This window comes from Pseudonocardia sp. EV170527-09, from assembly GCF_008369905.1.
Lineage (GTDB): Bacteria > Actinomycetota > Actinomycetes > Mycobacteriales > Pseudonocardiaceae > Pseudonocardia.
This window is the reverse complement of record NZ_VRMC01000116.1, coordinates 1-13,695: the sequence shown is the minus strand read 5'-3', so window position 1 is coordinate 13,695 and position 13,695 is coordinate 1. Positions and strand designations below refer to the sequence as shown.

Annotated in this window: 14 protein-coding genes; all 14 read right to left on the bottom strand. The window is 71.9% G+C overall.

All coding sequences use genetic code 11. The annotated features are described in order from the left end of the window. Positions 1-537: hypothetical protein (locus FVA95_RS25270; RefSeq protein ID WP_205015986.1), on the bottom strand; the 537-nt coding region annotated here is incomplete at its 3' end. 278 nt (positions 538-815) lie between these two features. Further along, entirely contained in the window at positions 816-1,253 is a 438-nt protein-coding gene (locus tag FVA95_RS25265; RefSeq protein WP_149666369.1) for a hypothetical protein, read from the bottom strand. A gap of 97 nt (positions 1,254-1,350) precedes the next feature. Next, a complete protein-coding gene (locus FVA95_RS25260) occupies positions 1,351-1,662 on the bottom strand; it encodes a hypothetical protein (RefSeq protein ID WP_149666368.1) in 312 nt (103 codons plus the stop codon). A 94-nt stretch (positions 1,663-1,756) separates the two neighbouring features. Continuing rightward, positions 1,757-2,818: a hypothetical protein gene (locus tag FVA95_RS31040; protein WP_161992438.1), complete on the bottom strand. Its 1,062-nt coding sequence runs from the start codon at positions 2,816-2,818 to the stop codon at positions 1,757-1,759. A 75-nt stretch (positions 2,819-2,893) separates the two neighbouring features. Continuing rightward, positions 2,894-4,273: a double-stranded RNA binding motif domain-containing protein gene (locus FVA95_RS25245; RefSeq protein WP_149666365.1), complete on the bottom strand. Its 1,380-nt coding sequence runs from the start codon at positions 4,271-4,273 to the stop codon at positions 2,894-2,896. Further along, entirely contained in the window at positions 4,254-6,623 is a 2,370-nt protein-coding gene (locus FVA95_RS31035) for a hypothetical protein (protein WP_161992437.1), read from the bottom strand. Before FVA95_RS31035 ends, FVA95_RS25245 begins: the two co-directional genes overlap by 20 nt. A 91-nt stretch (positions 6,624-6,714) precedes the next feature. After that, positions 6,715-7,011, bottom strand: coding sequence for a hypothetical protein (locus FVA95_RS25235; RefSeq protein WP_149666364.1), 297 nt, complete (start codon positions 7,009-7,011; stop codon positions 6,715-6,717). 70 nt (positions 7,012-7,081) lie between these two features. Further along, on the bottom strand, positions 7,082-8,128 hold the full coding sequence (locus FVA95_RS25230) for a hypothetical protein (protein WP_149666363.1): 1,047 nt from the start codon (positions 8,126-8,128) through the stop codon (positions 7,082-7,084). Between the two features lie 46 nt (positions 8,129-8,174). Beyond that, positions 8,175-8,633: a hypothetical protein gene (locus FVA95_RS25225; protein ID WP_149666362.1), complete on the bottom strand. Its 459-nt coding sequence runs from the start codon at positions 8,631-8,633 to the stop codon at positions 8,175-8,177. A gap of 30 nt (positions 8,634-8,663) precedes the next feature. Next, positions 8,664-9,230 carry a hypothetical protein gene (locus FVA95_RS31815; protein WP_193564421.1) on the bottom strand — a complete coding sequence of 189 codons (567 nt, stop codon included), beginning with the start codon at positions 9,228-9,230 and terminating at the stop codon, positions 8,664-8,666. Further along, complete coding sequence (locus FVA95_RS31810) at positions 9,163-9,555, bottom strand: hypothetical protein (RefSeq protein ID WP_193564420.1); 393 nt, start codon at positions 9,553-9,555, stop codon at positions 9,163-9,165. The genes FVA95_RS31815 and FVA95_RS31810 overlap by 68 nt, the downstream gene beginning before the upstream one ends. Further along, positions 9,552-9,896, bottom strand: a complete 345-nt coding sequence (locus FVA95_RS31415; RefSeq protein WP_162557700.1) for a hypothetical protein — start codon at positions 9,894-9,896, stop codon at positions 9,552-9,554. The genes FVA95_RS31810 and FVA95_RS31415 overlap by 4 nt, the downstream gene beginning before the upstream one ends. Before the next feature lie 404 nt (positions 9,897-10,300). Further along, positions 10,301-11,530 (bottom strand): hypothetical protein, encoded by a 1,230-nt coding sequence (locus FVA95_RS25210; RefSeq protein WP_149666360.1) that lies wholly within the window; start codon positions 11,528-11,530, stop codon positions 10,301-10,303. A 1,974-nt stretch (positions 11,531-13,504) separates the two neighbouring features. After that, positions 13,505-13,695: hypothetical protein (locus FVA95_RS32230; protein ID WP_205015985.1), on the bottom strand; the 191-nt coding region annotated here is incomplete at its 5' end.

Here is a 13,695-nt window from a genome sequence, read left to right as displayed (position 1 = left end):
CCGTTCCGCCGCAGCATCCACCGCCACCGGCTGATCCGACACCGGTTGATCCGACACCGCCGGCGACCGCCCACCACCCGACGTCGACGTCGACTTCGCGGCAGGCTTCGACACAGGAGTCCTCACGGGGTTCGACACGGGGTTCGACACGGGCTTCGGCGTCTCGACAGCGGGAGGGCCGGGAATCGTGGTGGGGATGTGCGCAGCCTGCAGCCAGGACCGCAACGCCGTGGGATGCACCTTCAACGACTCCGCCGCCTGAGGTAACGTCCGCCCCGCCCGGATCATCGTCTCCGCACGCTCCACCACCCGCGCCCGGTCCCGCTCGGTCGGCAGATCCCAACGCCGGCTCGCATCCTCTTCACCCTCCAGAAGGGTGTCCCCGGCCGCGAGCAGGCACCCCACACAGCAGTACAACCCCAACCGCAGGTCCCGGCCACCGTCCAGAGCCCGGCGCAGCAGATACCAGCCGGCCGGGACCGACAACCCGACCGCGACCGCCTTGCACTCCCGGCAGTAGAACGACCGCTCCTCCACCGGCCCCCCACCCACACGATGAGTGCTGTCCCCGACACGGCCACCAGACCGCCGCACCGGCACCCCACCCGACCGGGCCGTCGGGGTCGTCGGGGTCCTTCTCGACCGAGGAGCATCAGAAAAAACAGGCTGGAAAACGATAACCACTCACCCACACACGACAGCACACATTCAGGTGCAACATATTCAGGAACCCGAGCCCGGCAGCGACGATTTCAACGATAATAACATGCTTCGAGAAACCACGTCGCCGATCACTCGTCGTTCCCCGGCCCGCGCTACCGCGTGATGCCGGCGCGGCGGTAGGCCGCGTCCCGGTCGAGACAGGTGACGTGCAGACCGTCCCCGCCGATGGCGATGGTGAGGAGCTGGATCTCATCAGCGGTGTACTGGTCAGGCAGTGCCGTCCCCAGAGCGTGGAACCCACGGTGCAGCACCTCGACAGCGACACTGGCACCCGCATCACGACCACCAGCGACGATCTCGACCCGCACGGTCAAGATCTCACCACCCCGATCATCGGGATCACCACCAGCACCCACCGGAGTGTCACGGGCAGGCCCGGCATAGCCATCAACGATCACCCCACCCCGACACGCCCGGGACAGAAAATCCATCAGCACAGACGAAGCCTGATAAAGATCCTTCCCTGCCAGGATGAAGTCCTGGGAAACGATGACGAGCACATCACCCGACCCCATCGACTCCGACGTCATCGGCTCCGACGTCATTGGCTCGGCCCCCGACCCCGACAACGACTCACCCCGGAGGGGTCTGACAGCGGACAGCGAACAGACACAACCCGCATCCTCACTAGTTCCAGGTCACCGCGATGATGATCATCGCCAGGACGATCGCGTTCCCGAGAACCACCAGCGCACACCACACCCCCGCGTGAGCGGGCCGCCTCGCCACTCCACCAGCGCGACGCGCACGGCGTTCACGACGTTCACGGCGGCACTCACTGCGCCGGTGCTCACACTCGAGGGCGTCGACGAACGCCGCCCGATCGAACACCACGGTAGCGACATCGTCTTCCTCGAACAGACCCGGACACCCGTATCCGGACAGCACCCGCTGACCACGCTGCCCACCCTGACCACTGCTACGGCTGGCGACCACCACGTCACTGTCCGCGACGAACCCGACGGAGGCCAGGGACCCCCACCAACATCACCCGAACCGACGCCCCGTTACCCCCAGCAGCACGACACCGGTCTCACCGCCGATACACCCGCAAACCCACCACCAAACGCGGATTCCACGCCTTCCCCGCCAGCAACAGTTTGTTCCGGTTCAACCAGGCGGTGGCCTCACCCAGATCGGCCTGCAACTGCACCCGCACAGCCTTCGGCAGTCCGGCCGGTCCGCACACCCGCGCCTCCAACAAGGCGCCGATCACCCGCGACAACGACTGCCGAGTCACCAGTGGTGGCCGCCGCCGGTCCAGCACCTGCGAGATCCGCGTCGACAGGACCGTGATGTCGCTGGGGTGGAGCCGGTTGTTCGGGCGGAGCTGCGTCGCCGCCGACACCACCAACCACCCCGCCTGCCCCGACTTCTTCGACACAGAATTCGGTACAGAATTCGGTACAGAATTCGGTACGGAGTTCGGTACGGAGTTCGGTTGGGTCGCCGGCGCCGGTGCAGTCTTCGGCTGTGACGGAGCCGGAGCCGGGGCCGCTGTCGGCTGGACCTGTGATGCGCTCTTCGGCTCGTTCGTCGTCGTCGGCTGCGGCTCGGTCTCCGGGGCCGGGGTGTCGGTGGGCTTCTTCTTTTTCTTCTTCGGCGCGTAGTCCCGTTCAGGGATCGTCCCTGACACCTCACCGGCCACGGTGAAGGACACCACCAGGAACGGCCCCCGGGACAGTTTCTTGCCCATACCCCCGGCGAGACCCTTGAGATAGGCCTCCCACGAGGCCGCGACAGTGAAATCGGCCAGCGTCAACCCGGCCGCCGACGCCACCGCCTCGACCTTCGCGGCCTTGACCGGGCCGGCGATCCCGGTGACCCGCACCGGCACCCGCGCCTTCCCCACCGCCGCTGTCACGGTGTCCCCGACCGCCAGGCCCCGGTTCCAGGGCCGGCCGGCCGGAACGACCGCCGCCCGCTTCCCACCCGCCACGATCCGCCGCACCGCACCCGCACCGAACAACCACACCCGACCCGAACCCGCAGCATCCGCAGCGCTGCCGGCGCCGCCGGGGTCGTCGCTACTCACAGCGGCGGTGTTCACAGCGGCGGTGCTGCTGCCGGTGGGCTCGGGAACCAGGGAATTCATGCCCGGCATTCTCGCCACCCACCGACCGGGACCCACCCACCGGGCTCCCAGTCGGCGGTGTTCAGCCGGCGGTGTTCAGTCGGCGAGGGCCAGGACGAGGGTGTCCGCGGCGGCGCGCTGGGCGGCTTTCTTCGACGTGGCCCTGCCGGCGCGTTCCACGACCCCACCATCGTCGGGCAGGGTCGCGACCGCGGTGATGACGAACACCTGCGCCTGAACCGGGCCCTCCGCGCCGTCGTCACGGAACTCCAGGCTCGCGAGCTGACCGGTCTGACACCAGTTCTGCAACAACGCCGGCGACGCCCGGAACTTCCCCAACAGCAGCCGCAGCCGGGCCGCCCGCGCGGCCACCGGGCCGGCCGCGCTGCGATGCACCCGCAGGCCCACCAGCAGCCGCGGGTTGAACGCCGGCCCCGCCACGAGCAGCTTGTTCCGTTCCAACCACGCCGTAGCCGGACCGAGATCGCCGCGCACCCGGGCACGCTCGGGCGCCGACAACCCGGCCGGGCCACACACCCGTTCCTCCAACAACGCATCCACCACCCGCGACACCGCCTGCCGCATCGCCGCCGCCGGCCGCAACCGGTCCAGCACCTGCTCGACCCGCCCCGACACCACCGGGACATCAGCCGGGTGCAGCCGCGACCCCGCCCCGATCGACACCACCGCCCCCGACCCCGGTGGCCCCGACGGCCCCGACGGCCCCGACGGCAGCGTCACCACCAGCCACTGATCCGGGGCCGTCATCGGTGTCGGCTTCGGCTTCGGCGGCGCCGGTGGCGGCTTCTTCGGGACCGGGGGCGGGGCGGGTTTCCGCTTCCGCTTCGGCGACCCGTACCTGCGCTGAGGGACCGTCCCCGACACCGCACCCGCGGGCTCGAACGACACCACCCAGAACGGGCCCGACCGCTCAGCATCCGCGGCCCGCTCAGCGTCGGTGGCCCGCTCAGCGTCGGTGGCCCGCTCAGCGTCGGTGGCCCGCTCAGCGTCGGCGGCCCGCTCAGCGTCGGCGGCCCGCTCAGCGTCGGCGGCGGTGGCGGGGGCGTGGGCGGAGGTCTTCTCGAGTCGGGTGCGGAAGTAGGTGTCCCAGGACCGCAGCACGGTCACATCGGCCAACGCCACCCCGACCGTCGACGCGGCCGCGGCCATCCCGGACGGGGCGGTCGGGCCGCCGACCCCGGTCAGCCGGATCGGGACCCGACCATCGGCGCCGTCCACGACCACCGACACCACCTCCCCGACCCTCACCCCCGGGTTCGCCGGCGCCGACACCACCGCCGCCCGTTTCCGCCCCGCGGCGATCCGGCGCACCGTGCCCGCACCGAACCGCCACACCCGCCCCCCACCCGCAGCGGGACTCTCACCAGCAGCAACACCCGCAGCGGCACCCGCAGCGGCACCGGGGGCGGCACCGGGGGCGGCACCGGGGGCGGGGTCAGGGGCGGGGTCGTTCATGCCCGGCATTCTTGCTGGCCGTCTCGACCCGCGCACCAGCCCGGTCGTCGGTGGCCTGGTAGCGGCCGCGCCCGGCCCGGGCGATCAACCCGGCCCCGATCAGGGTGTCGAGGGCGGCGTGCACCGCCGCCCTCGACCCGCACGACGCCGCCACCAACGCCCCCGTCGACACCGCCCCCGTTGACACCGTGCCGGCCCGGATCAGGGCGAGGACCTCGACCGCGACCGGCGACAACCCGACCTCGGCCCCTGTCTCGGCCCCTGTCTCGGCCTCGGTCTCGGTCTCGGCCTCGGCCACACCAGCAGCAGCAACGGCAGCGGCAGCGGCACTCACCGGCGTGCTGGTGCGGTGTCCCCACGGGGCCCGCACCAGCACACCACCACCGCCGCCGCCGGCTCCGGTGCCGGTGTTGTCGGGGAGGTCGTGGGTGGCGCCGCGGCCGCCGATCTGCCAGCGCCCCGCCACCGGCGGGCCGAGCACCGCGGTGAGCGCGGCCTCATCGAGGGGGTGCGGGTCGGGTGGGGCGAAGAACCGGTCGAACGCCCCGGTCGCGGTCAGTGCGGGCGCGGCCCGCCCGGTCGCGGCCATCCGGGCCGCGTCCGCCTCGGTCGGCAGCCAGTCCCAGCGCACCGGCGCATCGACACCGGAATGCACGGCCATCCCCGGCACCGGACGGCCGTCATCACCGATCGGGAGTTCGGCCGGGTCGAATACCAGTCCCGGGACCAGCTCGGATGAGGATTTCGAGGTGGTGCGGAACGCGATCACCTGCGACGCGAACGCCGACCGAGCATGATCGTTCCCCCACTGGGCCTGCCCCTGGGACTGGTTCAGCGCCACCGCCCACACCCCCAGCGCGCGGACGGTGTTCACCGCACCGGTCCAGAACTGGGCGGCCTTCGCATCCGCGGCGACCAGGGAGTACTCGTCGTGCAACACCATCCACCCCGGCACCGAGGCACTGGGGAACAGCAGGTCCGAACCCAGATCAGCGGCGATCCGGGCGCGGGCATCCAGCAGCGCGGCCATCAGCTTCGGCAACTCGAGAACCGGGGCGCGGCCGATCACCGCCACCCGCGCCCGCGACGCCAGAGCGGTCGAGGAGTTGCCTTTCGGGTCGGCGTAGACCAAGTTCAGCACACCGGTCGAGAGCGCGCTGACCGTGAGGATGTTCGCCGCCGCGGATTTCCCGCCGCCGGTCGAACCGACGACCATCGTCGGCACCGTGCCCCGGTCGTCCCACATGACCACATCGACCTCACCGCCACCATCAGAGCGCCGCGCCGGACCCGTGATCACACCCTCGGCCGTGCGCGGGCTGGTGAACAGCCGCGGGGTCGCGACCGGATCGGAGCGGATGATCGTCAACCGGGCCCGGCACGCCCCCTCACCCCGCCCGGCCGGGGCGAACAACACCCGCTCGACGTCCTCCCCCAGCCCACCCGCCAGCCGCGCCCGATGGGATTGCAGATCGGCCAGGGTGTGCACGCCGCGGCGCAGCACCACATCGAACCGCGTCGTGTAAGCGTCGTCGACCCGGTTGGTCAACCGCGATCCCGGCACCTTCCCGTCTTTCGCCGCGTTCGTCTCCGCCCACGCCACACAGTAAGGATCATGCTCGGGCGGCGGGGCCGCCACCGGCCCCGGATCGGGTGCTTCCAGCCGGGCCACGCCCGGCCCGACCGGGTGGGACCGCCACCACCGCGCCCCCACCACCGACGTCCCACAGATCGCGGCCGCCCCCAGCAACGGCGACGGACCCGACACCACCAGCCCCCAGGCCAGCGCCGACGCCCCGGCCGCGCCCGCGGCCAGCTCCGGCCACCACCGACCCACCACCGACCGGTAGCGGGCGGCGAGCGCACCCGCCGCGACCACCGGCACCGCCGCCGCCGGCACAGCCAACACCCCCGGCGCCGTCCCGGCCAGCACGGTCAACGCCGCGCCCGCGTAATACCCGCCCACCCCGGCCGCCCCGGCCACCCCAGGTGCCGCCCACGGCCACCGCCGCCGACGATTCCGCTCGACCACCCGCACCCGACGAGCGTTCTCAGCTCGATCATCACCACCACCCGCCCGACCGGCACCGTCCAGGACTCCCGAGCCGTCCTGGGCATCGTCGGCCTGGTTCGCGCGGTTCTCGGCCCGCCGCTGCGCCCGCAACTCGGCCCGCAGCTCGGCGCGCTGCTCGGCGCGCTGCTCGGCGCGCTGTGCGGCGCGTTGTGCGGCGTGGGCGAACCGCGTCGCCCGCGACACACCACCACCAGCGGTGGCCGCAGCGCAGCGGCCACGACGGCCACGACGGCCACGACGGCCACGACGGCCACGACGGCCACGAGACTCACCCATGATCCACATCCTTTTCCGTGCAGGTCGGAACCGATGCCCGGCAGCAGGCAGGACAGCACTGGCGGTAGGTCCAGGGCACCCACCCGCCCGGTCAGCTGTGGCCCAGTGATGCCTTCGACGCCCTCGTGATCATCGAGTTGGCGGTCAGCGCGTCCAGGACGGTCTGTCCGCCGGCGCCGACCTTCTCCGCGGTCGTGACCAGGGCGTCGATGACCTGGGCCTGGCACGACCCGGCACCGTCGAGGGCGTCGAGGCCGGTCCAGCCGTAGGTCTCGAACTCGGCCGCGATCGACCGATGCGAGCTCCCGAGTCCTTCCAGGTCCGACGCGGCGTCGCGCAGGGCGGCGGTGATCGACTCGAAATTCCCGTCCGCGTTCAGTGCACTCACAGTCCACTCCATCCGTTGCATACCGTATTTGTGCTGGTCACAGCCACACCCCAGGGCTGGGTGAGCGGGTTCAGGTGAGGACGGCGTGCGGTCCGGGGACGAACGGGGCCTGGTCGTAGGCGGCGCGTCCGGCGTCGCCCTGGGCTTTCATCGCTGCGGCGGTGTCGCGGTAGGACGCCTCCCACGCCGACAGCACCGGACCGCACTCCGCGAGCGGGCCGGTGACCTCGGGGCCCCAGCCGGCCCCGGTCAGGCGGTCGGTGAATCCGGCCAGGTTCGCCGCGAACACCGCGACCTCGTCCGCCGCCGACGTCAGGCGGGTCACAGCCTGCTCATACATCTCACTCACTCCAGTCCCACTCGGTGCAGTCGGTGAATCAGGGCGATCCGGCGCCCCGGCCGGGCCGCCACCGGTCGTGCTGTCGTTATCGGTGGTCACAGGGACCTCGGTGGTGTCGATGGTGTCGGTGGTGTCGATGACGCCGTCGAACACACCGGCCGGGTCGGGCCCGGACGGACGGCCGCCCCGGTCACGACCCCGGCCAGGGCCCTGGCCGGTGCCCTCATCAGTGCCGATGGCCGGGTGGTCCGGGCGGCGGCGGGCACCCCGCCCGACCCACGGCCGCACACCACCAGTGCTGCCCGGGTCCCCGGGCCCGCCGGTACCACTGCTGTCAGGGCGGCCGGTACCGCCGGTACCGCCGGTGCCGCCGGGATCGTCGGTGCCGGTGCTGGTGGTGGTCAGGCCGCGGGCCGCCGCCCACCGTTCCCGGGCCCGGTCCGCCCGATCCAGGCGGCGTTGCTGGGTGTCGCGCCAGCGGGCGTCGCGCTGTGGTGCGGTCTCGTCGAACCAGGCCCGGCGCCGGGCCGCACGATGCTCGCCGCGGTGCTGCGCGGCCCGGCACGCCTGCGCCCACCGCGATGCCACGAGCAGCCCGAACGCGCCCCGCCCGACCGGGCGCCCCGACCCGGTGCGGGCGCCGCCGCCGCGGTCGTGGCGCATCCGCGCCCGCACCAGCCCGGGCGGCTCTTTGCCGTTGCTGTAGGCGGCGGTGTCGGTGCGGCCTTTGGTCACGAAGAACGCGACCACGACACAGGTCAGGAAGAACGCCTCCACCCCCACTCACCTCCTGCTTTCTTCTCGGGTGTCATCGGGTGCTGTGTCAGGTGAGGGCGGCGGCGAAGGACCCGACCAGGGCATCCGCGGCGCCGTAGAGGTTCGGGATCGTCGACACGACGGTGCCGACCACACCGAGCCCGGCCACGACCAGCAGCGACTTCGTCCGCGTCTTCGCCGAGATGCCGCCGCCACGCAGCCGGGCATAGGCCCACAGACCGACCGCGAACCCGACCGCCCCCACCGTCGACACCCCGACCAGCTGCGCGGTCGCCGCCCCCGCCCCCGACACCGCACCACCCGCCAGGGACGACAACAGCCCGCCGATCCAGCCGGCGCCGGCGCCACCGACGCCGAACCCGCCGACCAGCGCACACACGGCGGCGACCTTGTCCCACTCGATTCCCTGACCAGGGACATCCAGGTAGACCAGCAGGACCGCGAGGACGCACAGGACCGCACCCAGCGACAGCATCGAACTCGGGATCAGCACCGACCACGACATGACAGCACCTTCGTTTCGGTAGACAACGCTTCAGTAGGCCAGGGCGAGCAGGACCACGACCGCTGCGACGAGGACGAGGCCGATCGGTTTGTCCCGGACCACGTTCAAGATCCAGTCCAGGGGGAACAACACGGCGACCGCGGCCAGGACCAGGAGCGTGTGGGCGGCGCGCAGTAGTCCGCCCTCACCGGTGGTCCAGTCGCCGTGGCGGGAGTAGGCCCAGGTCTGGGCGTACGACGGCGGCACCGAAGTCCAGCGCGGGCGGGCCGCCAGGACGCGTTCGACAGAGTCGAGGACCCGTTGATCCCACGGAACCAGCGGCGTGACCGTCTGCTCGTCCGCTGTCGTGGTCGACGCCTCGGCGGGCAGCCCGGAAGACTTCTCGGCGGTGCCGGCGCTGGTAACGGCATCGACGCTGGTGTCGACGCTGGTGTCGACGCTGGTGTCGACGCTGGTGTCGACGACGTAGAGGCCGGGTCGCGGCGCGGGCTCAGCGGTACCGGCGACCTCGGTGTCGGGCTCGGGTGGGTCAGGCTGCGGAGTCGGCTGCGGAGTCGGCTGCGGAGTCGGCTGCGGAGTCGGCTGCGGAGTCGGCATCAGACTGGTCCTTCCTCGACTGGGATCGGGCGCGGCGGCGGATCACCACACCCGCCGCGCTCTCCTGCGCGGTGTGCACCTCGGCCAGGAGGTCGGCGAGGTCGTCGGCGGCCCGGTCCAGGCGCCGCGCCACCTCCGCTGCCACCGACTTCGTCGACGGGCTGCTACTCGCGCTGGTCACGGTGGCCGGGAGTGCGGCGCGCAGCCCGGACACCACGGCGACCAGGCGCTCGACCGGTGCGCGGGCGCGGCCGTAGGCAGTCGCGAACGCCGCCCGCTGCACCGACACCCGACGCAACCGGTTGTGTGCGACCCGCGCGGTCACCGGCGCACTCCCGGTGTCCTGGCCGGGACACCGGACGCGGCTGCGACGAGCCCGGCACCACAGACCAGGACCACCACCGCCGCGACGGCCATCACCAGCCGCGGACACGACCCATCCACCGCGGTCGGGAACAGGGCTTCGACCAGCACGAACACCCACCACCCGGCCAGCCCGACCCCGGCCAGGACCGGGACCGCGGCCGAGGACACCAGCTGGGTCGAGGCGTGCCGGGGGCGGCGGACCCGCACCCGGTCCGGCGGGAACAACGCCGACTGCACCGCCGACGCAGCCGCGCCCGGTTCCGGGGCCGGGGCCGGTTCCGGGGCCGGCCACTCCGTCACCGGCGGAACCGGGACAGTCGGCTCGACCGGCTGGGTCGGCGCGGTCGGAGGCGCCTGCAGGGGCGGCTGAGACTTCTGGGTCTTCTGAGTTCGACGGGACGAAACGTCAACGGGCATGACGAGACACACCTCACACACGAAAGGAAGAAAAAAGGGGATGTTGAGGCAGGAACCGGACACCGACAGGTGGGGTGGGGCGCGCCACGACCTACCGGAGGCAGGCCGCAGCGGGGACTCGGGTGTCTACCGACTACAGGACACGAGCCGATACAGCGCTAGACACCACTAGACACGGTGCTGGACACGACGTCGAATGGACCGGTCGGGTGGTGGACCAGCTGACCCACGGCCCAGTGACGGCCCGGTCAGGGTGCGGGCGCGCCCGCCCGGGGGACCGGCGGCGGTCAGACTGCCACCGCGGTTCGGGACAGCACGTCGTCCAGCGTCCCGGGTAGCCGCCCCGGCAGCGACTCCGACAGCGTTCCGGGGCGGGGACCAGGACGCGCGGGCCGTGACCGGCGGCCCGCGGTGCGGGGCGGGCGATCCGGGGCCGGGCGAGGTGTCCCGGCGGGCTCGGCCGCCGCAGCGACGGCGTGATCAGGGCGCGCCGTGGGCTGCCCGACCAGCTCGACCGGGGACAGGATGGCGGTGACGTGCTCGAACGCGTCCCCGGCCAGCTGGGCGCGGCCCTTCGCGACACCGAAACTGCGGCGGATCGCCTCCCGCGACACCGCGGTCGTGCCGGTCTCGCTGGTCGTCGCGGTGAGGTGGCCGTCGGCGACCGCACGCCGGGTCCGCTCATACAGCACCACGGTGTCCGCGCAGGTGTCGTCCAGGCGGCCCGGACCGGTGCGGTCGTCGTGCAGGTCGTCATACAGGTCGGTGAAGATCGGCCCGAACACCGCATGCAACACATGCGCCACCACCACCGCGGCGGCGACGAGGAGTGGCGGCAGGGCGTGGGCCAGGGTGGTGCCGGGTTCGAAGCCGTAGCGCAGGCCCCACGGCACCACCGTGAGCGCCATCGACGCCCCGGCCAGGCCCGCGTCCAGGACCCAGAGCCCGCGGGGGACGGCACGGCCGTTCTGCACCGCGGTGAACCCGACCAGCAGGGACACGACCAGCAGGACTGAGGCCATGGGCTCGATGAGGTAGCCGTACCACGGGCCACCGACACCCACGACCCCGTCGTGGACGACGATCGACATGAACAGCACACCGAACGCGATCAGCACCGGCGGGACACACGACAGGCCGACGTAGCGGCGGTAGGTCGCGGTCAGACGCCGGTTCGGGTCCAGCAGCCGGTCCTTCGACACGGCCGCGCGGCCCGACCAGCGGGCCTCGCGACGCTCCCGCCGCGCTGCGGCGATCTCGGCCAGGCCGGCACGGCGACGCTCGGCCCGCTCCGCAGCCCGCAGGCGTTCGGCGACCCGACGGTCCGCGCGGCGTTCCCGCGCCGACCGGGCGGCGGTCAGGGCCGGGTCGTCCTGGAGCTCGACCACCGCCCGGGCCTGGGCGACCTCCCGGGCCAGACCACGCACACCACGACCACCCGGACCGAGCACCAGCTCGGGCTCGTGGTCGAGAACCGGATCGGGGTCGAGAACCGGCGCACCGTTCAGCCCGCTCATCGGGTCCACCCGACAACAGCCGGACGCGGCAACGGCACACCAGCGACCGCCGACCAGATGCGGTCGACGAGGTGTTCGGTGACACCGTCGGGAAACCATCCACGCAGCTCAAGGGCACAGTCGGACAGTTCAGGAGGGAGTCCCGCGTCTCGGCGCGGGAAAGACTGATCATGCACGCGCCCCTGGGGTGGAGCGTCGCGCCGTACACGGGCAGGATGCCGCATAGCCGTTCACCTGTCATTTCAGGTCGTTCGGTTAGACCGGCGCCCCGGGATTCACTCCGGGGTGTCCGGTCGCCCACCCCGGCAGGCCGCCGACGCAGACGCTTCCCTGTCTAGCGCACCACCGGCCCGCGAGGCAACCCCCGAGCCGCAACCCACCGTCACCGGTCCTGCGCGGACGGCAGCCGAACACCACGACCCGACCCCGACGGCCGGCGGCCGGGTCCTGCGGACAGCCAGCCCACGACACGGTCCTGCGGACGGCAATCCAACACCACGGCATTTCCCGCGGAAAGAAAAGCGGCGACGCACCGGTGTCGGTTTCCCGATCACGCCCCACCATCGCCAGAACCCCTCTTTTTTTCGCGTCGCGCTCACCCATCGCGCCGAGGGGGAATCATTCGGACTCAGGGAATCCGCTCGGGCCGCCAGGCGCGAGAGACACACCAGCCCAGCCGCCGACGAACGAGCCAGGCAGCTCCGGGTGAAATGCGGATCGGCGACCGCGAAACCGAGACGGAATCCCCACAGGGAACCGACGTGCCGGGCGGCTGCCGTCCCACACGACCCGCCGTCCGCACAGGACCTGGTGACTGGGTGTGGTTGCTGATCGTCGCCGACACGAGGTTTGTCTTGTCTTTGTCTTGTCGCTGGACGAGTTCTGGACGAACACGGGTCGGGTGGGGCCTACGCGTGTGGGGGCTCGCGCGCGCGTAGGCCCCACCCCGGGTTGTCTCGTCTGGACAACCCGACAAGACAAATTCTGGACAAGCGGCTGGACGAACCTGGACAACCAGACAATCACCCGGAGTGATCGCCGGGGCGGGCGGGGGCAGCCCCGACGAGGTCCCGGCGGACGGTCGCCCGGGCCCTGCTCGATCGACCCGGCCGGCGTGCCGGAACGCCATTCAGGGATAACCAGCCGGAGCGGACCGGGACCTAGTCCGACTACATTCTGAACAATCATTAGGCATTCACCGTTTCCCTCTCGCCGCTGCCGCTTCTGAGGGATCGTCTGAAAGTGAGTTCCGGGCGCACCGTTCCGTTTTCGGATCGAGTGGCTCTGCCAGTTCTCCGGCGGGGCGGCGAAGAGGTGAAGAAGTGCCCGGAGCGCCGGAGTCAGACTCGGTGAGAAATTGATGCCGAGCGGGATTGGCGGTGAACGCGTGCTTCCGGGCGGGGTGGTTTCTCGGCGCCCCGCGGGCGCCGAGCCGGGAGCGGGCGCTCGCCCTCCGATCTCGCCTGCTCCGGACGCGGCCGTGTTCCCGAGACGACGCCCGCGAGACGACGCACCCCGGCGCTGGACTCGACTGCGGCCGGGATGCGCCGTGTGCCCGAACCCGAGCAAGGTCGTTTTCGGGCGGTCGGTGCGACTCACTTGCATGGTCACCTGCGGAGTGCCGTCAAGGTCGCCCTGGTCAGGCGTGGTCGCGCTTGTTGTTGCGCGGTCGGGGAGCCTTACGCGGGCCGCGACGGCCATCGATGCCTAAGTCCGGGGGGAGTTCCCCGTTCTGGGCTGCTAGGGCTAGCAGCCCTCCTACTGCTCCGACGGTGGCCCCGGTCCGTTCAGCGATCTCTCCGCGTGTCAGCCCCTCACGGCGGAGCGCGACGACGCGATCGCGGCGAGCCTTAGCTCGCGCCAGGTACTCGGCTCGCGGCTCAGCGACGAGGGCACGGACGGTGCGGGGAGTGACCCCGAGCTCTGCCGCAGCCTCGCGGGCAGTCATGTTCCGCCGGCCTGGGGTCGCGGCACTCACGAGAGCAGCAGCCCAGCTGCGGTTGAGCGGAGCTGCACCGCAGCTTCGCTCGACTGTGCGCCGCGTGCGCGACCAGCCGCAGCGACGCTCTTAGCGATGCTCTCCGAGCTGCGGGCGCGGCCGCCTTTGCGTCCGCGTGCGGCTTGGATGGTGGAGAAGGTGGCTTCGTAGACGACGGGGCCGTCGG